Source organism: Oleiphilus sp. HI0043 (assembly GCF_001634935.1).
In genome coordinates this window covers 54,920-73,670 of record NZ_LWEY01001256.1, presented here as the reverse complement: position 1 = coordinate 73,670, position 18,751 = coordinate 54,920, and the positions used below count along the sequence as shown (strand labels likewise).

At 44.2% G+C, this 18,751-nt stretch carries 18 protein-coding genes; 17 read left to right on the top strand and 1 reads right to left on the bottom strand.

What is annotated here, in order from left to right; genetic code table 11:
• Window positions 1-138 precede the first annotated feature (138 nt).
• Together secD and secF are read left to right on the top strand one after the other, a co-directional pair.
• Window positions 139-1,995 (top strand): protein translocase subunit SecD, encoded by a 1,857-nt coding sequence (gene secD / locus A3729_RS15940; protein WP_068553243.1) that lies wholly within the window; start codon window positions 139-141, stop codon window positions 1,993-1,995.
• Between the two features lie 10 nt (window positions 1,996-2,005).
• Window positions 2,006-2,926, top strand: coding sequence for a protein translocase subunit SecF (gene secF, locus A3729_RS15935; protein ID WP_068510624.1), 921 nt, complete (start codon window positions 2,006-2,008; stop codon window positions 2,924-2,926).
• Window positions 2,927-3,013: 87 nt separating this feature from the next.
• On the opposite strand, the gene A3729_RS15930 is transcribed toward secF, so the two are convergent.
• Complete coding sequence (locus tag A3729_RS15930) at window positions 3,014-3,808, bottom strand: inositol monophosphatase family protein (RefSeq protein ID WP_068510623.1); 795 nt, start codon at window positions 3,806-3,808, stop codon at window positions 3,014-3,016.
• Window positions 3,809-4,109: 301 nt separating this feature from the next.
• Here A3729_RS15930 and A3729_RS15925 point away from each other — a divergent pair, with 301 nt between their 5' ends.
• The 15 genes from A3729_RS15925 to A3729_RS34635 all read left to right on the top strand — a co-directional run bounded on the left by A3729_RS15925 (window position 4,110) and on the right by A3729_RS34635 (window position 18,666).
• Complete coding sequence (locus tag A3729_RS15925; protein ID WP_068510621.1) at window positions 4,110-4,757, top strand: TetR/AcrR family transcriptional regulator; 648 nt, start codon at window positions 4,110-4,112, stop codon at window positions 4,755-4,757.
• Complete coding sequence (locus A3729_RS15920) at window positions 4,744-5,649, top strand: RNA methyltransferase (protein ID WP_231872195.1); 906 nt, start codon at window positions 4,744-4,746, stop codon at window positions 5,647-5,649. The genes A3729_RS15925 and A3729_RS15920 overlap by 14 nt, the downstream gene beginning before the upstream one ends.
• Window positions 5,650-5,684: 35 nt before the next feature.
• Complete coding sequence (cysE, locus tag A3729_RS15915; protein ID WP_068510617.1) at window positions 5,685-6,458, top strand: serine O-acetyltransferase; 774 nt, start codon at window positions 5,685-5,687, stop codon at window positions 6,456-6,458.
• A 147-nt stretch (window positions 6,459-6,605) separates the two neighbouring features.
• Window positions 6,606-7,109, top strand: coding sequence for a Fe-S cluster assembly transcription factor (locus A3729_RS15910; protein WP_068510615.1), 504 nt, complete (start codon window positions 6,606-6,608; stop codon window positions 7,107-7,109).
• Between the two features lie 128 nt (window positions 7,110-7,237).
• Window positions 7,238-8,386 carry an aminotransferase class V-fold PLP-dependent enzyme gene (locus A3729_RS15905; protein WP_068634068.1) on the top strand — a complete coding sequence of 383 codons (1,149 nt, stop codon included), beginning with the start codon at window positions 7,238-7,240 and terminating at the stop codon, window positions 8,384-8,386.
• Between the two features lie 150 nt (window positions 8,387-8,536).
• The gene (gene ndk, locus A3729_RS15900; RefSeq protein ID WP_068510611.1) at window positions 8,537-8,965 is read left to right on the top strand and encodes a nucleoside-diphosphate kinase; all 429 of its coding nucleotides are present in this window, start codon (window positions 8,537-8,539) and stop codon (window positions 8,963-8,965) included.
• Between the two features lie 185 nt (window positions 8,966-9,150).
• Window positions 9,151-10,287 carry a 23S rRNA (adenine(2503)-C(2))-methyltransferase RlmN gene (gene rlmN, locus A3729_RS15895; RefSeq protein WP_068510609.1) on the top strand — a complete coding sequence of 379 codons (1,137 nt, stop codon included), beginning with the start codon at window positions 9,151-9,153 and terminating at the stop codon, window positions 10,285-10,287.
• A gap of 89 nt (window positions 10,288-10,376) precedes the next feature.
• Window positions 10,377-11,204, top strand: coding sequence for a type IV pilus biogenesis/stability protein PilW (gene pilW, locus A3729_RS15890; RefSeq protein WP_068554620.1), 828 nt, complete (start codon window positions 10,377-10,379; stop codon window positions 11,202-11,204).
• Complete coding sequence (locus A3729_RS15885) at window positions 11,201-12,178, top strand: RodZ domain-containing protein (RefSeq protein WP_068634067.1); 978 nt, start codon at window positions 11,201-11,203, stop codon at window positions 12,176-12,178. Before pilW ends, A3729_RS15885 begins: the two co-directional genes overlap by 4 nt.
• 49 nt (window positions 12,179-12,227) lie before the next feature.
• The gene (ispG, locus tag A3729_RS15880) at window positions 12,228-13,340 is read left to right on the top strand and encodes a flavodoxin-dependent (E)-4-hydroxy-3-methylbut-2-enyl-diphosphate synthase (protein WP_068634066.1); all 1,113 of its coding nucleotides are present in this window, start codon (window positions 12,228-12,230) and stop codon (window positions 13,338-13,340) included.
• 74 nt (window positions 13,341-13,414) lie between these two features.
• Window positions 13,415-14,689, top strand: coding sequence for a histidine--tRNA ligase (gene hisS / locus A3729_RS15875; RefSeq protein WP_082880608.1), 1,275 nt, complete (start codon window positions 13,415-13,417; stop codon window positions 14,687-14,689).
• 168 nt (window positions 14,690-14,857) lie between these two features.
• Entirely contained in the window at window positions 14,858-15,517 is a 660-nt protein-coding gene (locus A3729_RS15870; protein WP_068634064.1) for a tetratricopeptide repeat protein, read from the top strand.
• A 160-nt stretch (window positions 15,518-15,677) separates the two neighbouring features.
• Complete coding sequence (gene bamB / locus A3729_RS15865) at window positions 15,678-16,922, top strand: outer membrane protein assembly factor BamB (RefSeq protein ID WP_068634063.1); 1,245 nt, start codon at window positions 15,678-15,680, stop codon at window positions 16,920-16,922.
• A 10-nt stretch (window positions 16,923-16,932) separates the two neighbouring features.
• Window positions 16,933-18,375 (top strand): ribosome biogenesis GTPase Der, encoded by a 1,443-nt coding sequence (der, locus tag A3729_RS15860; protein ID WP_068510592.1) that lies wholly within the window; start codon window positions 16,933-16,935, stop codon window positions 18,373-18,375.
• Window positions 18,376-18,414: 39 nt separating this feature from the next.
• Window positions 18,415-18,666 (top strand): cysteine-rich CWC family protein, encoded by a 252-nt coding sequence (locus tag A3729_RS34635; protein WP_068510590.1) that lies wholly within the window; start codon window positions 18,415-18,417, stop codon window positions 18,664-18,666.
• The last annotated feature ends 85 nt before the right edge of the window (window positions 18,667-18,751 follow it).

Sequence of the window (18,751 nt, the reverse complement as noted above, 5' to 3'; positions counted from 1 at the left end):
CACAAAGGGTGAGCGACTAGGCTAATCGAGATGTTTTTACGTTTGTTTAGGCTTTGTTCGCGTAACAGGGTCTGCGTCGTGATATAACACCTGCACACTCAATTACTTTGAATAATACCGAAAGGATCTGGAGCTAAGATGCTCAATACATACCCCGCGTGGAAATATATTCTCATACTGATCACCCTGGCATTGGGTGCAGTGTACTCATTACCTAATCTCTATCCTGATGACTTTGCTGTGCAGGTGACCGGAACGCAAAGCTCGCTAAAAGCAGACGATGCTCTACAGAAGCGGGTCGTTAGCGTATTAGAGAAAAATAATGTTGTTGTTAAGCATGCGGAGTTAAATGGTAATAACCTTTTGGTTCGTTTCTATGACAACGAAGCTCAATTATCTGCAAAAGAAGTCCTAAGCGATGTTTTGGGTAGTGATTATATTGCGGCGCTAAATATGGCACCAAGCACACCTGATTGGCTTAAGTCTATGGGTGCTGGACCTATGAAACTTGGTCTAGATTTGCGAGGTGGTGTTCACTTCTTACTCGAAGTTGATATGGATAAAGCTTTGAGTCAAAAGCTTCAAGTCTCAATGAGTGATATTAAAACAGCGATGCGTAGTGAAAAAATTCGCTATCGTTCGGTATTGGTTGAAGGCACTGATGGCCTCAAGGTTAAGTTCAAGTCTGAAAAGGAATTGGACAAAGCGGTTTCGCTTGCCGCATCAGAATATCGTCAGTTTACACGTACAACAATCGAAGAAGATGAAAGCTTCTTCTTATTGCTAAAACTATCTGAAGCGCGAATTAAAGAGATTGAAGATTATGCTGTTCAACAAAACCTGATTACGCTTAGAAATCGTGTTAACGAACTGGGTGTTGCTGAGCCTTTGGTTCAGCGTCAGGGGCGTAACCGTATCGTGGTTGAGCTCCCTGGTGTTCAGGATACGGCGGCAGCAAAACGTATTATTGGTAAAACAGCAAACCTGGAGTTTCGTCTAGAGGCTAAGTCGAGCGCTTCTAGCCGAGAAATGCAGCAGTTTGACTTCAAGAGTGAGAAAGGACGTACCGCTTACCTGGAAAAAGATATTATCGTCACGGGAAGCAATGTATCGAATGCTCGTGCGAGTTTTGATGAAAACGGAGTGGCACAGGTTAATATCGACCTTGACGGTAAGGGCGGTAAGTTGATGCTTGAAGTGACCAAGCGAAACTTAAAGCGCCGCATGGGTGTTTTATTTATCGAGCAGAAGTCTGAGCTAATTAAGAAAATAGTCGACGGTGAAGAAGTAACAGAGCGTCGTAACCGTGAGATTCGCCAGATTATTAACTTGGCAACGATACAGGGGGCGTTTGGTAACAGCTTCCGTATTACCGGTCTGGACTCAGCCACCGAAGCTGCTGAACTGGCATTGCTTCTTAGAGCGGGTTCGCTTGCAGCGCCAATTTACTTTGTTGAAGAGCGTACAGTTGGGCCTAGCCTGGGGCAGGCAAATATCGACGCGGGTTTGATGTCCGTTCAAATCGGTTTCGCTTTGGTCTTATTGTTTATGCTTGTTTACTACCGGGCATTTGGTGTTGTCGCGAATATTGCTCTAGCAATAAACGTCATTCTATTGTGTGCATTAATGTCGATGATCTCTGCCACACTTACCCTGCCAGGCATCGCTGGTATTGTACTGACTGTCGGTATGGCGGTTGATGCAAACGTGTTGATCTTTGCTCGTATCCGCGAGGAGCTGGCAAACGGTCTTTCTCCTCAGCAAGCTATTCATGCCGGCTATAGTCGAGCATTTGTAGCGATTTTCGATGCAAATATAACCACGTTGATTGCTGCGGTTATCTTGTTTGCGGTAGGAACTGGCCCGGTTAAAGGTTTTGCGGTGACATTGTCACTCGGTATTATGACTTCGCTCTTCACTTCTGTCGTACTGACGCGAGCGATTGTTAACTTGGCCTATGGCGGCCGTCAGCTGAAGAAAATTTCGATAGGGTAAGGTGCTCAGGATGAACAATACAATAGATTTTATGGGCAAACGTAAGATTGCCGCGGCATTCTCGATCATCTTATTGCTTGCCTCAATTACTTCGCTTGGTGTGAAAGGTCTGGCTTTGGGTTTGGATTTTACAGGGGGGACGCTGGTAGAGGTTGAATACCAAGAAGCGCCGAACCTTGAAGAAGTGCGTGAGCAGTTGCTTGCAGCGGGTTATGAGAAATTAGTTGTACAAAACTTTGGTGCAGCAACATCTGTGTTGGTTCGCTTGTCTGAGTCGTTTAACGATAAGGTTGGTGCGCAAGTCGCGAGCACCTTGTCTGCGAATGGTGTGCAGCTAGAGCTGACCAGAGCTGAATTTGTTGGCGCACAGGTTGGTGAAGAGTTAAGAGAGCAGGGCGGCATTGGCTTGCTGTTGGCCTTGGGTTTGGTCATGTTCTATGTTGCTGTCAGGTTTCAGTTCAAGTTCTCGGTAGGTGCTGTATCGGCTTTGATACATGATGTCATTATCGTTATTGGTGCTTTTTCCATTCTGGGTTGGGATTTCGACTTAACCGTATTGGCTGCTCTACTAGCGGTAATTGGTTATTCCTTGAATGACACGATTGTTGTATCCGACCGTATTAGGGAAAACTTCAGAAAGTTAAGAAAGTCAGAGCCTGATGAAGTCATTAACATTTCGTTGACACAAACTTTATCTCGAACCTTGGTTACATCGGCGACGACTTTGTTAGTGCTGTTTGCCTTGTACTTTCTTGGTGGTGAAATGATTAACGGCTTTGCTAAGGCGCTTTTGATTGGTGTGTTAGTGGGTACGTATTCATCTATTTATGTTGCTAGTAATGTCTTGTTGTCGATGGGTGTGAGCAAAGAAGATTTGATTGCTCCAGTTGTCGAGGACGAGGAAGGAAACGCTATTGATGACCAACCTTAAAGTCAGGTAGTCAAATACTAGCCATAAAAAAGGGAGCAGAAGCTCCCTTTTTTATGGCTAGTATTTAGCGCTCTCAAACGCGCTACCTTAGAGGCGTGTTTGAAAAGTATTAAAGCGCTGGACCAATGCTTTAAAGAGCTTTGGATTGGCAACGATGATTTTGTCTTCTTTATCGCTAAATACACCGCCGTTTAGTGTACCTGTCAGTGCGCCAGACTCCTGGCATAGCAGCAGAGCTGCTTCAAGCTCTTTAGCGTTTACCTTGGTTAGTATTGCTGCATCAATTTGGCCAGCGGCAACCATGGCGACATCAAGAGCATCGCAATTGCTAACCTGCATTTGACCGACATTGCTTCCCACTTCACTAATAAAGTCAGCAATGACGTGAGATTCGGCAGGTGAGTCGAATTGATTTATGGTATTGATTGCAACCGTCGCTTCAGCTAGCGATTTAGGAGAGGTACAACGAATTCTTCTGCCATTAAGTGCTGCTCCGCTTCCACGGCTTGCTGTGTATTCATCACCATTTGTCGGGTTAACAAGTAAGGCGTTTTGAGATTTTCCTGAAGACTTATGAACAAGTGAAAAAGCCGTTGCTGGGATTTTTCGTAGCAGGTTGTAGGGCGCGTGAAAGCCGTTAACTTGCCAGCTATCTTCTTTTACGTCGCTAGGTGTTTCATCGGGTGCGATAATGAAGTGGGTTGGGTTGGCTTTCTTTAGGCTATCAAAGAAGGTTTGAAATAAAGTAGATTCAAGATGGCTGACCAGCTTTTCATTAGCATTAGGGTCAGATTGGTTTGGATCATTTTTATCGATACTTTGATTAATATATTCGCATGCTTGACGAGAAGCGCGCAAAGCAATATTTAAAATAGGCTTCATAGTTACCACTTACATATAAAAAGTGAATGACAAAAGAACGAATTGATAAAGAGCGTATGGTGCAGTCCAGCGTACTGGAGACCAAGTGGGGCGGATCATAGCAAAAAAATGTGACAGAGGCACGCGAATATAGAAATCTCCAAGGTGCTATTCAGAGGGTCCCGGTGAGCAAATCTTGATTAGGTACTCCCATCTAGATTAAAACGGCGTTAAACTAGCGCTCTAGTTGGTGAATTTTCAGAGTGTGTACATCTAGCAGCCTGGTCACCTTATAATTTATTCGCAATTATATGGAACAACTTTGCAAGATAAAACAAATGACAGTCGTCGCAGGCCGACTCAGGCAAGAAGTAAAAAGCGTGTCGACGCAATTCTGAATGCAGCAAAATCCTTAATTTCTGAAAAGGGCAGCGCCCAACTTAAAATTCACGAAATTTCGGAGCGTGCTGGTGTTACCCCAGCTTCTATATATCAGTACTTTCCTAGTAAAAATGCGATTACCTTAGCGCTAGCTCAGGATACCTTTGATCAATCATTTAGCTCTTTGTCTGAAGCCTTGCCGGTGACGCGCTCAAAAGAAGAGGCATGCTTTGTGTTGCAAGAGGTTATTGAGAGCTACTATCAAGAATACCTTTCTGAGCCTGCCATGATGGATATCTGGGTAAGTGTTTCGGCAGACAAATCCTTACAGGATTTGGATATCGAAGATAGTCGCCGCGTAACGAAGCTAATTGTTGATTGTATTAAGCAATACTACGATGAACAGTATTGGGAAAAGTTACAACAGGTTGGTTTCCTACTTTCGCATATGGCAGGCTCTGCTGTTCGCATGGCTTTGTCGGTGCCTGCAAAAGAGGGGAGAGCGTTGATAGATTCCTTTAAGAGTCTGGTAAATCCAGCTTCTTTAGATAGTATGATATTTTTGGATATTGCCAGTGACTCAAAATAATATAGCGCTTAGTCGTGAAGAAAAACTGAGTGACCTGGTGACAGTTGTATTGGTTAGAACTAGTCATCCGGGAAATGTCGGTGCAGTTGCTCGTGCAATGAAAAATATGGGCTTAAGTCGCCTGGTCTTGGTCTCGCCATCAGAAGCCTATGAAAAAGATGAGCATGGTGAAATTGTTTATTTGTCTCCCTTAAATACTCACGATGCGATTAGGCGAGCTTCAGGGGCTGAAGATATTCTGGCAAAAGCAATGGTCTGCACTTCGCTTGATGAGGCTTTGGCTGGTAGTCAGATAGTGATTGGTGCTAGTGCCCGCAGTCGTAAAATGACTTGGCCGCTTATGAACCCTAGAGACTGTGCTTCCTTAGTGCTTGACAAGGTTTTAGCAGATGAAAACATCGACTCTAATGAGTGTGGCAGTTCGGTGTCGCTTATATTCGGTAATGAGGCGAGTGGCTTGAGTAATGAGGAACTGCACCGCTGTCATTATCATGTAAATATTCCAGCAGTAGAGAGTTTTTCCTCACTAAATTTAGCCATGGCGGTTCAGTTACTTAGCTATGAGCTGCGAATGGCTTTGCTATATCGACCAGATTGTTTGACCGAAAGCGTTGATAAATCTGTAACTGCCCCCAAACACCATTCATTGGCCAGTGTTTCCTCTCAAGATGAATCTTGGGATGAGCCGCTAGCAACTGTGTCCGAAGTTGAAGGGTATTTTAGTCATCTAGAAAAAACGCTAATAGAAGTAGGCTTTCATGACCCGGATAATCCTCGTCAGTTGATGACAAGGTTGCGGCGCTTATATCAGCGAGTTCACCTAGATAAGATGGAAGTTAATATATTACGCGGCATATTGACGGCAACGCTCAAGTTTGGTCGAAAAAAATAGAAGCTCCATATTTTCGGGGCTAGATAGGAAATTTTATGTTTGAAGGCTTGAAAGACGATATTCAGAGTGTATTTGATCGTGATCCTGCAGCAAGAAACACCTTTGAGGTGTTAACGAATTATCCTGGTTTACATGCCTTGCTGCTACATCGACTAGCCCATAAGCTCTGGCTCAGAAATTTTCGTTGGCTTGGGCGCTCCCTTTCAACTTTTAGTCGCTGGCTCACGGGAATAGAAATCCACCCGGGGGCACAAATAGGTAAGCGCTTTTTTATCGATCATGGCATGGGTGTAGTGATTGGCGAAACCGCAGTAATTGGAGATGATGTTACCCTTTACCAGGGGGTTACCTTGGGGGGCACAAGTTGGAACAAAGGTAAGCGTCACCCAACGCTTCAGGATGGTGTGGTGGTTGGCGCGGGTGCCAAGGTACTTGGGCCCTTTGATGTAGGGCAAAATGCTAAGATTGGTTCAAATGCAGTTGTTACTAAAGAAGTCCCGGCTGAAGCAACCGTAGTTGGAATCCCGGGACGAATTATTCTCAAATCAGTTCCTGAAACGGCTACCCCGGATGACAGTAAGCGTAAGAAAATGGAAGAGAACTTTGGCTTTGATGCTTATGGCTTAAGTGATGAGATGCCCGACCCGGTTGCGCGTTCGATTAGAAGTATGCTGGATCATATGCATATGGTTGATGAACGGATGAATGAAATGTGCAAATCCTTACGTAAGCTTGATGACGGTTATAACAAAGAGGCTGTACCTTCTATTGATGAAGATGACATGTGCTGTTTTAAAGATATTAAGTAATAGTTCGATTTGGTGAAGGGCTAATGTCTCAATTATTGGGGAGAGGCTTGAGAATACTTGATTAAATTACTCAGGTAATAGATAATTTTTCAGCAATGCATCGCTCCGATGCTGACTATAAACACTTCAAGAGACATGAATTAAGCAATGCGCCTAACCACAAAAGGTAGATATGCAGTCACTGCAATGCTTGATCTTGCGCTGCATGCTTGTCATAACCCGGTTGCCTTAGCAGATATCTCGCTTAGGCAGGGTATCTCTCTTTCTTATTTGGAACAGCTGTTTTCGAAACTTAGACAACGTAAGCTGGTTAGAAGTATACGTGGTCCGGGAGGCGGTTATCAGCTAAATGTTGAGGCTGCTGATATTTCAGTTGCCGCCGTTATTGATGCTGTTGATGAGTCAATTGATACAACTCGTTGCGGCGCCAAAAGCCGTGAGGGTGTGGAGGAAAAAGCTGAGAAAGGCGGTTGTCAGGACGGCGAGCAGTGCCTCACTCATCATTTATGGATGGATCTTAGCCAGCAAATACATAGTTTTCTAAATTCTATAAGTCTTCAAGACCTTATGAACAAACGAGAGGTTCAGGTTACTGCTATTCGTCAGAATGAAGCGGCAGAACTTATTAACTCAAGTTTATTAGATATATAGCATTCTGCGGGCTCTTTTCTATTGCAGTAGTTGTGCTTGTCGGTCAATTTACGTTCATGGTAATCAGAACTTCCTCTCTATATAATACGCGCAAAATTTAGTCTGTATTATTTTGTGAACCCTAATCTATGAATAAGCCTATTTACCTCGATTATGCGGCGACTACTCCTGTTGATTTGCGTGTAGCTGAAAAAATGTCCAAGTTTCTGACGATGGACGGTGTCTTTGCCAATCCAGCCTCCCGTTCTCATATATATGGTTGGCAAGCAGAAGCCGCTGTCGAGCATGGGCGAAAGCAAGTTGCCAGCTTATTATGCGCGGATACGCGAGAGATTGTCTGGACCTCTGGTGCGACAGAAGCGAATAACTTAGCAATTAAAGGTGCGGTGTTGGCGCGTAAGTCGCAGGGTAAGCATATTGTTACATCGATGACTGAGCACAAGGCAGTTATTGATAGCGTCAAGTTCTTAGAGTCGCAGGGTTATTCGGTGACTTGGTTGAAGCCTCGCGTCAGTGGGGGAATCTCAGTTGATGATGTAGCGCAGGCACTTCGCCCTGATACGGTTTTGGTCTCCTTGATGCATGTGAACAATGAAACTGGTGCGATTAATGATGTCTATGAAATCTCCAGACTTACGGAATCGAAGGGGATTCTTTTTCATATCGATGCTGCGCAGAGTGCAGGAAAACTAAAAGTAGACACGAACGAATTACGTGCCGATATGATTTCAATGTGTGCTCACAAAATCTATGGTCCGAAAGGTATTGGTGCCTTATATGTACGGCGCAAAGCTGATTTCACTCTTCCAGCGCAAATACATGGTGGTGGCCATGAGCGAGGAATGCGTTCTGGTACTTTACCTTCGCACCAGATCGTTGCGATGGGAGAGGCCTTCGAGATTGCAGCGGCATCAATGACGGAAGAACAGGTCAGTATCTCTGATCTTAAATCCCTGTTTATGGAACGTATTTCGGGCTTGGGTTGTGTGCGTGTAAACGGTCAGTTCGAGCATTCGATTTCAGGTATTTTAAATCTGTCATTTGAGGGCTTGGATGGGCAGGTCTTGCTTTCTGCTCTGCCACAGTTAGCGATTTCGTCAGGCTCCGCGTGCACCTCGGCTAGCATGTCTCCATCGCATGTGTTGACAGCTATGGGCTTGTCTGACGAATTGGCATTGAGCGCCTTGCGTTTTTCCTTTGGTCGTTTCACAACTAAAGATGAAGTGCTGAAGGCCGCTGAGATGCTCTGCTCGGCAGTCACGCGAATGAAGGGCTAGAGTTCGCTAGTTTATTGGGCTAAAAGGCTGCTAGAGTTCTTTGTTTTAATATTTTTTAATGGCGTTATTGGTGAGTGTCTTTTTTCTGCTTTGCCCTGTATAATCCCGCCACAATTTTTTAACTTTTAAACTTACTTTGGAGATAAGCTCATGGCGGTAGAACGCACTCTTTCAATCATCAAACCTGATGCAGTAGCAAAAAATGTAATTGGTAAAATCTACAGCCGTTTTGAAAAAGCTGGACTAAAGATTGTTGCTTCAAAAATGATCCACATGGATGATGAAAAAGCTGGCGGTTTCTACGCTGAGCACAAAGAACGTCCTTTCTATGGTGACTTGGTTTCATTCATGACGTCTGGACCGGTTGTTGTTCAGGTTCTAGAAGGTGAAAACGCAGTTCTTGCTCACCGTGACCTAATGGGTGCAACAAACCCTAAAGAAGCAGCAGAAGGTACAATCCGTGCAGACTTCGCAGAGTCTATCGATGCGAACGCAGTACACGGTTCTGATTCAACTGAATCAGCAGCTCGTGAAGTATCTTACTTCTTCGCAGATGCAGAGATTTGCCCACGCGGCTAAGGCTACATTAGCCTAAAGCAAGCAGGATACCATTCCCTGTAGCGCCTCAAATAGACGCTCAGAGAAAGGATCCTGCTTTTTGTCGTTATTATAGCCGGATTAATAACGAGTAGACTTCGCTCAATAATTTGAATGATTGGGTGAATAAACATGCAGTTCGGCAGTATTTTTACGCGAGAGAATTTATGAGCGCAGATGTAACACCAGAAACCAAAAAAGTTAATTTGTTGGGTCTTCCACGGCAAAAAATGCTGGATTTCCTGGAGGGGATCGGTGAGAAACCGTTTCGTGCCAAACAAATCATGCAATGGATTCATCAATATGGTGTGCATAACTTCGACGAAATGACCAATATCAGCAAAGCGCTGCGTGAAAAACTTTCAAAGATCGCAACGATTGAAGGGCCAGATATTATCTATCAGGATATCTCGTCAGATGGAACTCGTAAGTGGGTGATGCAGATGCCTGGCGGTAGTAGTATCGAGACGGTGCTTATTCCTGAAGGTGACCGTGGAACCTTGTGTATTTCTTCTCAAATCGGTTGCGCTCTGGATTGTAGTTTTTGTTCTACTGGTAAGCAGGGTTTTAATCGTAACTTGTCTACAGAAGAGATTGTTGGCCAGATTTGGAATGCTATTGCCTCCTTTGAAGAACTCGACCGGGTAAAAGATCGTCCCGTAACAAATGTTGTGTTTATGGGTATGGGCGAGCCGCTGTTAAATTTTGACAATGTCATGGATGCTGTAGACATCATGATGGATGATTTCGCTTACAGCATTTCCAAGAAGCGTCTGACAATCAGTACTGCTGGTGTCGTGCCAGCAATGGATCGAATGGGCGAATTTACCGATGCCTCGATTGCAATATCCTTGCATGCACCAAACGATGAGCTTAGAAACGAACTGGTGCCGGTGAACAAGAAGTATCCGATTAAGATGCTGCTTTCATCGCTAAAAAGCTATCTGGATCAGCTTTCGGATAAACGAAAAGCGACCATCGAATATACCCTAATTGCAGGAGTGAATGATCGAAAGATTCATGCAGATCAATTGATCGAGATTTTGCGTGGAATTCCCTGTAAGATCAACCTTATACCTTTTAATCCTTTCCCAGGCTCAGGGTATAAAAAGCCCTCAAACAACGAGGTCCGATGTTTTCAGGATTGGTTGATTGCGGGTGGTTATATCACGACCGTTAGAACAACGCGTGGTGATGATATTGATGCGGCTTGTGGGCAGCTTGTCGGTCAGGTTGAAGATCGAACGAGACGCAGTGCGCGCTACGCGGATGCAGCAAATACAATTGCTGCAAAACAGCTATAAAATATATTGGTTTGGTTAATTTTTATAGAAAAAGAGACCGCAATGAAAGCGGCTCGTATAAAAAATAGAAAAAGGCAGATTAAATTCGCATGCTGTTTTTGAATAAACAATACAGATTCTTATTGAAGGGCTGGCTGATAGTCTTCTGCCTTCTCTTGCAAGCTTGTGTGACGACGACCAATAGTTCGCTAACTGATAAGGCCGATCCGGTTGTCGCAGTAGGGCGTTATGTGACGCTTGGTCTTGAGTACATTAAGCGGGATGACCTGCATCGAGCTCGAAAGCACCTGAACAGAGCGTTGGAGATATCACCACTGGATGCCCCAGCTAACGCAGCTATGGGCTTGGTTTACCACCAGGAAGGGGAGACAGTTGCTGCTGAGAATTACTTTAAACAGAGTTTGGAAACCGACCCAAGCTATACGCGTGGAAGAAGTTATTACGGCGCGTTTTTGTATTCAGTTGACAGAATTGAGGCGGCGCTTGAACAGTTTAAACTAGCATCTGAAGATACGCGTTATGAAGGCCGTTCACAAATATTCTCTAATATCGCTTTATGCCAACTTAAACTAGGTAATAGTGCTGAAGCAATTGAAGCTTATACCAGTACTTTGCGCTTGGATCGTAGTAATGGTCGTGCGCTATCTGGTGTAACGGAGCTGCTGATCCAGTCCAACGATTTTGAAAGAGCTCAGCATTATTATAATCGCCTCGTACGGTTGATTCGTGAGCGCGGTATGCAACACTCAGCTCAGAGTTTATGGCTGGGAATCAGGATTGCCAATTATTATGATAGTTCTCAGCAAGTGATTACTTTGGCAGGCTTACTCGAGCAAATGTATCCCGATACTGAAGAAAACCAGCTTGCCAAGAGTTTACTTGGAAAAAAAATAACGCTAAATGGTGCTAGTCGATGAGTAAGGAAACAGCTGATATTTCGTCAAGCCCAGGCTTAATTCTCCGGACTGCACGAGAAGAGTTAAAATTTTCTATCGACCATGTTGCACATGATCTTCACCTAAGGGCAAGTGTTGTGCAGTCAATGGAGAATGAAGATTATGACGACTTCAGTAGCGATGTTTTCTTAAAAGGTTATTTTCGCTCTTATTGTCGTTTGGTTAACTTGCATGAAGAGCGAATGGTTGAGCTGCTTGAGGTTCAGTTACGTACTCGCAAGAATGAAATCGAGAATGTAGCCTTAAGCGCTAAAAAAGCCGAGAAAGCCAAGTTCCGAAAGAAACTGATCAGTGTAATGTTTGCATTGGCTTTAGTTGCTGGTTTGAGCGTGTATGTTTTAGGGTATTTACTGGTGGAAGATAAGCCTCTACAAGAGGGCAGCCCCTTACCTGAAAGTACGACTTCGGCGCCTAGTGATCAATCACTCAGTACTGAAACTGAAGGCCAACAGCTTATGCTTAATAAGCCAAAATCTGAAGCTCAGGACACGCTCGAAGACTCTCCCAAATCAGCGCTTCCAACTGCTACAAACGCAGCACAGACTCTGGCAAATGAAAAGATTGTGATCAAGGCTGTGCCAGAAGAAACTGAGGGAAATACTTCCACAGCTTCGCTTGAAGACGCGCCAAACATAGTTGAACCCGGTACTGATAGCGATAAGCCTCCAGTTGTTGAGGAGAAACAGTTTTTTAATGCAAGTTTTACTGCCGAGTTTAGTGGCGATTGCTGGTTCAAATTTACCAATGCAGAAGGTAAAACTGTATTTGCTGCTTTAAAACGTGCAGGCAATAAAGTCAATTATACGGGGCCAGCTCCTTTTACAATGGTTCTGGGCGATGCCAAGCAGGTTCAGGTTGAGTTTGAAGGGAAGGCGGTTGATTTAATACCGCATACTGCCAAGAACGGCAGGGCTCAATTGACCTTAAGCCCATAATGCTAATGATTTGTTATGAGTGGCCTTCTCAGGTCAAAGGATTAAATGAATGAAGTTTGAATCGCCTATAAAACGCAGAAAATCCAAGAAGATATGGGTTGGAGATGTGGCTGTCGGTGGCGATGCACCTGTTGCTGTGCAAAGTATGACCAATACTGACACCTGTGATGTTGACGCGACGGTAGCCCAAATAAAGGCATTGCAGGACGCAGGTGCCGATATCGTGCGTGTTTCGGTTCCTAGCATGGAAGCGGCAGAAGCATTCAAAGAAATTAAGAAGAAGACCTCTATTCCACTTGTTGCTGACATTCACTTTGATTACAAAATAGCCCTAAAAGTAGCCGAATACGGCGTGGATTGTCTGCGTATTAACCCTGGTAATATAGGTAAAGAGGACCGTATTAAAGCAGTAATTGACTGTGCTAAAGAGAAAAATATCCCGATTCGTATCGGAGTTAATGCGGGCTCATTAGAAAAAGATTTGCAAAAGAAGTATGGCGAGCCAACCCCTGAAGCCTTGGTGGAGTCGGCAATGCGTCATGTTAATATCCTGCGGGCTCATGATTTCGATAACTTTAAGGTCAGCCTTAAAGCTTCAGATGTTTTTATGACAGTTGCTGCGTATCGAATGATTGCTGATCAAATTGAACAGCCTTTGCATTTGGGTATTACCGAAGCCGGGGGTTTTCGATCAGGTGCGGTTAAGTCTGCCGTGGGTTTGGGGATGTTATTAATGGATGGCATTGGCGATACGATTCGAGTGTCGCTTGCTGCCGACCCTATTGAAGAAATCAAAGTTGGTTTTGATATTCTTAAAAGTTTAAAGATTCGCTCAAAGGGTATTAATTTTATTGCCTGCCCAAGCTGCTCTCGACAAAACTTTGATGTTGTTCAGACAATGAATGAATTGGAAGAGCGCTTAGAAGACGTCACGACGCCATTGGATGTCGCGATAATTGGCTGTGTTGTAAACGGTCCGGGTGAGGCTAAAGAAGTAGACGTTGGTCTGACCGGTGGCTCGCCGAATAATTTACTTTACCTTGATGGAAAGCCGGACCATAAATTAGCTAACACAACACTTGTTGATGATTTAGAGCGAAACATCAGGTCCAAGATCGCAGCCAAAGAGGCCCAGGAGTCTCAGGTGATTGCAAAAGCATAGAATTTAACACTGTAATTTTTCCTCTTGCTTGCTAAGTGAGCTCGAGAGAAGTTCTAGATAATAAGGATTAAACCTTGGCAAAAATACAAGCTATCCGTGGAATGAATGATTTGTTACCCGGGCAATCTGCAGTTTGGCAGTACTTGGAAGGGCATATAAAAGGTGTGCTCCAAAGTTATGGCTATCAAGAAATTCGCATGCCTATTGTCGAGCAGACAGAACTATTTAAACGCTCTATCGGAGAAGTTACCGATATCGTTGAAAAAGAAATGTATACCTTTGAAGATAGAAACGGTGACAGTTTAACCCTGCGCCCTGAAGGAACTGCATGCTGCGTTCGAGCAGCCGAGCAGCATGGTCTATTGTTCAACCAGACTCAGCGCTTGTGGTATACAGGGCCGATGTTCAGACATGAGCGTCCACAAAAAGGAAGATATCGCCAATTCCATCAGGTCGGTGTTGAGTGTTTTGGTTTTAAAGGGCCTGATATTGATGCTGAGTTGATCATGATGACTGCTCGCTTGTGGAAGCAGCTTGGTTTATCTGAACATGTGGTGTTAGAGATAAACTCTTTAGGCTTGCCTGAAGAGCGCAAGGCCTTTAAAGATGCATTAGTTGCTTATCTTGAAGGTTATGCTGATCAGCTTGACGAAGATAGTCTGCGTAGGATGAAAACCAATCCTCTAAGAATCCTGGATAGCAAAAATACTAAGACCCAAGAGATTCTCGCGAATGCGCCAAGTCTGTTCGATTTCTATGGAGACGAGTCTAAGGATGACTTTAACGAGCTGTTGTCGCTGCTGGATCATGCAGATATCAAGTATCGTGTTAATCATGGCTTAGTACGAGGTTTGGATTATTATTCGAAAATGGTCTTTGAGTGGGTGACAGATGCCTTAGGTGCTCAAGGCACGGTATGTGCTGGTGGGCGCTACGATGGTCTGGTTGCTCAGCTTGGCGGAAGGCCAACTCCGGGAGTTGGTTTTGCAATGGGGGTAGAGCGTTTAGTGCTACTGCTTGAAGAGCTGAAGCTTGTCCCTGAGTCGGTAAGCGAGCATGTCGATATTTTTATTGTGGCGGCAGGAGAAGGTACTTTACATAAAGCCTTTGAAGTTGCTGAGTTGCTTAGAAGTGAAACTTCCTTGAGAGTACTGCAGAATGCAGGCGGTGGTAGTTTCAAGAGTCAGATGAAAAAAGCTGATAAGTCTGGCGCACCTCTTGGTATCATTATTGGCGAACAGGAGCTGGAAAATGATACGTTGGTAGTCAAACGACTAAAAGGTGAGGGTGGGCAAAAGCTGGTTAGTTTTGCAGAGCTCTTAACAGAAGTGAATTCTGCATTTAGTTAAAGCTTGGGAGTTGCCGGGAATTTGGCTGTATTGCCAAAAAGTAAGCAACACTAGCTGTTTTTAATGCTGCGAACTCGACCGAGTCGGTTATAATGCAGCGCAATACAATGATAACGAAGGTGCCCTGTAAGGGTGCCAAGACAAAAACAAGGTAGACAGGAGCAAGACGTGGACAACCTTTCAACAGAAGATGAACAACTGGCGGCATTGAAAAAGTGGTGGAGCGATAACGGTAATTCACTATTGATGGGTATTGGTGCAGCGCTGGTTATTGTGTTTGGCTGGAAGGCTTACCAGAACAATGTGATTCAGGAAAAAACAGCAGCGTCTTTGCAGTATCAACAATTGGTAACAGTCGCTACGCAAAACGATTTTGATAGTGAAGACGAAGCGGAAACAGTCAGCTACTTGGCAGAGCAACTGAAAGATGAGTTTGAGGGCACTGAATACGCTTTGTATGCTGCGATGTTTATGGCAAAAGACCTGGTAGAAGACAAAAACTACGAAGGTGCAGCAGAGCAGCTAAATTGGGTTTTATCAAAAACAGAAGATGTTCGTCTTCAACATATTGTCACCGCTCGTTTAGCTCGTATTTTATCTGCGCAAGAAAAGCATGACGATGCTTTGGCCTTGCTTAAGCCAAGTGAAGAGGCGTTTAAAGCGAGCTACCTTGAAATAGAGGGTGACATTAAAAAGCGACAAGGTGATATCCCTGGCGCTATCGAGGCATACAAGAATGCTTTCGAACTTATTAAAGAAGAGCCTCAGGCGCAACCTTTGTTGGCGGTTAAGCTGTCAGACTTAGGTATCGATCCTAAGACCCTATAATCAATTTTGCCCCTTTTTGTCAGCCAGCATTGCCTAGGCTGAAAACTACAAAGGGGCGAGAATTTATCTTTCAAAGGCAGCTAAGCTCTGCCTTTTTTGTTTTTATATAGTGTTTGAAGTAATCATACAGAACGCTAAGTTGCATTAGGGATTTCATAGCATGGCGCTAGAGAAAATACATCGGTGGTGTAAAAAGGTCGCCTTTCTTGGCCTTTTGTCTTGTTTGCTAGCTGCTTGTAGTAGTTCGCCAGTAAATCAGCCTGCAGAGCTTGATATCGACTTCAAAGACCAAATTAACTTTAAACGTATATGGAAGAAGTCGGTAGGAGAAGGTGATCAAGAACTAAAGCTTCAGCTTTCACCTATCCTTAGAGATGATAAGATTTACTCAGTCGATACTGAAGGCTTACTTAGTGCTATAGATCGTTTATCCGGTAAGACTCTCTGGAGTCATGAGCTGGATGAGACTATTAGCAGCGGCTTAGCAGTTGACCGAGATAGCCTCTATGTTGTGACGTTTTCTGGTTATTTAGTGTCACTACAACTTGAAAATGGCCAAGAGAATTGGCGCTCTCCGCTAAGCAGTGAAGCAACGGCTCCGCCAGCAGTAAACGGAGAACTGGTGATCGTTCAAACTATTGATGGCAAAGTTGCTGCTTTCGGGGCACAAGATGGCAAGCAACGCTGGCGTCATGATAGTGTTGTGCCGATACTTTCCTTACGAGGTACTGCCAAACCTTTAGTATCGAGGAAGTATACGGTGACTAGCTTCGCCAATGGTGAGTTGCTCACATTGAGGAACGACATTGGTTTGCCTCTCTGGAAAGCAACACTTGCTCTACCAAAAGGGCGCACAGAACTAGAGCGTTTGGTCGACTCGGATGGTCAGCCTTTGCTTGATGGTGATACCCTTTATGCAGCCGCTTACCAAGGTAAAATATTTGCTTTAAGTGCGCTCGATGGGCAGGAAATTTGGTCTAAAGAAATTTCATCTTTTAACAAGCTCGCGTTAGGCTTTGGCAAGCTCTTTGTTACCACGGATAAAGGTGAGATTATTGCGCTTGATAAGCAAAGTGGAAAGGAGTTGTGGCGAAATGAAGAGTTCTTATATCGTCGTTTAGGCTCACCAGTGGTCTTTGACCAGTTTGTGATGGCCGCTGATTTCGAGGGCTATATCCATGTGCTATCAGTGCTGGATGGAAAAGTACTTGCACGGAAATACCCTGACAGTGATGGTGTCATGGGTGAGATGATTGTAAAGGGCGACCGGCTATATGTTTATGCACGTTCTGGTGACATAGTATCGTATCAGTTGAATTCGAAGGTAAAGGACCTTAGACCCTTGGGTTCGAGGTTTAGAAATAGAAGACTTTTCGAAGAGTCGTCTAACGAATATAGAGATTAAAGGTAGATAGATGGTTCCTGTAATAGCGCTAGTAGGTCGTCCTAATGTAGGTAAATCTACCTTATTCAATCGTTTGACCAAAACAAAAGATGCAATTGTCGCAGACTACGCAGGCTTAACTCGGGATCGTAAGTACGGCTCTGGAGTGGCGTTGGATAAGAAGTTCATTACTATCGATACCGGTGGTATAAGTGGTGATGAAGTCGGGATCGATGCTGTCATGGCTGAGCAGTCCTTGTTGGCAATAGAAGAGGCTGATCTAATCTTCTTTGTTGTGGATGGCCGGGATGGATTGACCCCTATTGATGAAGAGATAGCTCGTCATATCCGACAAACGGGAAAACCTTATACCCTGGTTGTTAATAAAATTGATGGCCTTAATGCTGATACTGTTGCCAATGATTTCTACTCGCTGGGTATGGAGAAGCTGCGCTTAACCGCAGCCTCTCATAACCGCGGTGTTAAATCGCTGATCGAAGATGCAATGGAGGACTTCCCGGAACAAATCGAGGAAGATGATGAAGCAAATGGTTGTAAAATTGGTATTATCGGACGACCAAATGTTGGTAAGTCTACCTTGGTTAATCGACTGCTTGGTGAAGACCGTGTTGTTGTTTATGATCAACCTGGTACCACGAGAGATAGCGTCTATATTCCTTACGAACGCCGAGAAAAGCCCTATACCTTGATCGATACGGCAGGTGTGCGCCGTAGGAAAAATGTTAAAGAGGCGGTAGAGAAATTCTCCATCATCAAGACCTTGCAAGCGATACAAGATGCCAACGTTGTTGTTGTCGTTATCGATGCCAGAGAAGGTGTCGTTGAGCAGGATCTTCACCTGATTGGCTTTGCTATGGATGCCGGGCGAGCGCTGGTATTGGCGGTCAATAAGTGGGATGGAATGACCCAAGATGACAAAAAATCAGTAAAGAGAGAGTTGGATAGACGTTTAGTTTTCCTTGACTATGCTCCAATTCATTTCATCTCAGCCAAACATGGAACCGGGGTGGGGGATTTATATAAGTCTATCGACCAGGGTTATAAATCTGCTTTCGATAAGTGGCCGACCAAACGTTTGACAGAGTTGCTTTCAGATTTAGTATCTGATCACCAACCACCAATTGTTCGTGGCCGACGGGTCAAGCTTCGTCATGCTCACCAGGGGGGATCAAATCCGCCTATCATCGTAGTGCATGGATCTAAGACTGATGACCTGCCAGATAGCTACAAACGTTATCTAGAGAAGAGCTTCAGGAAAGTACTTAAGATTAAAGGTACACCAATTCGTTTTGAATTTAAGTCGAGTGATAACCCTTTCGCTAGTCCGACTAACAAAATGAATGAGAAGCAGAGAGCTAAAAAAGCCCGTATTACCAAATCCAGAGAATTTGGTAACCGCCGTGGTAAAAACTCAACACGTAAGAGTAAAGGAAAGGGCAGTACTTCTCGTTAATTGATTTTAACGAGGGCTTGCCTAGGTGTTTAGCTTTCTATGACTGAACTGCATCCCCCTAAAGAAGATATTTGCCCCAGATGTGGCAAAGCAAACCTATGCTTGAATGTCATTAAAAAAGACCTTTCAACGGGGGCTATGATACCACCTAATACTGTTAGTATTCGGGAAGAGCCTTGTTGGTGCGCCTCCGTTAACTTGAACTCTAATCAACGTGCTGAAGCATCAAAATTTGGTAATGGTTTATGTTGTTTGTGCGCAAGCTGCATTGCTGAAATTCAAGCGATATAGCTGCCCTATTACCACTTTAAAAAAAGAAAAAGCCTATTTCCCCCTGTATGTGATCTCGTAAATATTTGTTACTTTCCCTTCACAG

Coding starts and splice junctions, on each gene's coding strand:
- secD (WP_068553243.1), top strand. CDS start 139: ATGCTCAATACATACCCCGCGTGGAAATATATTCTCATACTGATCACC.
- secF (WP_068510624.1), top strand. CDS start 2,006: ATGAACAATACAATAGATTTTATGGGCAAACGTAAGATTGCCGCGGCA.
- A3729_RS15930 (WP_068510623.1), bottom strand. CDS start 3,808: ATGAAGCCTATTTTAAATATTGCTTTGCGCGCTTCTCGTCAAGCATGC.
- cysE (WP_068510617.1), top strand. CDS start 5,685: ATGTTTGAAGGCTTGAAAGACGATATTCAGAGTGTATTTGATCGTGAT.
- A3729_RS15910 (WP_068510615.1), top strand. CDS start 6,606: ATGCGCCTAACCACAAAAGGTAGATATGCAGTCACTGCAATGCTTGAT.
- A3729_RS15905 (WP_068634068.1), top strand. CDS start 7,238: ATGAATAAGCCTATTTACCTCGATTATGCGGCGACTACTCCTGTTGAT.
- ndk (WP_068510611.1), top strand. CDS start 8,537: ATGGCGGTAGAACGCACTCTTTCAATCATCAAACCTGATGCAGTAGCA.
- rlmN (WP_068510609.1), top strand. CDS start 9,151: ATGAGCGCAGATGTAACACCAGAAACCAAAAAAGTTAATTTGTTGGGT.
- pilW (WP_068554620.1), top strand. CDS start 10,377: ATGCTGTTTTTGAATAAACAATACAGATTCTTATTGAAGGGCTGGCTG.
- A3729_RS15885 (WP_068634067.1), top strand. CDS start 11,201: ATGAGTAAGGAAACAGCTGATATTTCGTCAAGCCCAGGCTTAATTCTC.
- ispG (WP_068634066.1), top strand. CDS start 12,228: ATGAAGTTTGAATCGCCTATAAAACGCAGAAAATCCAAGAAGATATGG.
- bamB (WP_068634063.1), top strand. CDS start 15,678: ATGGCGCTAGAGAAAATACATCGGTGGTGTAAAAAGGTCGCCTTTCTT.
- der (WP_068510592.1), top strand. CDS start 16,933: ATGGTTCCTGTAATAGCGCTAGTAGGTCGTCCTAATGTAGGTAAATCT.
- A3729_RS34635 (WP_068510590.1), top strand. CDS start 18,415: ATGACTGAACTGCATCCCCCTAAAGAAGATATTTGCCCCAGATGTGGC.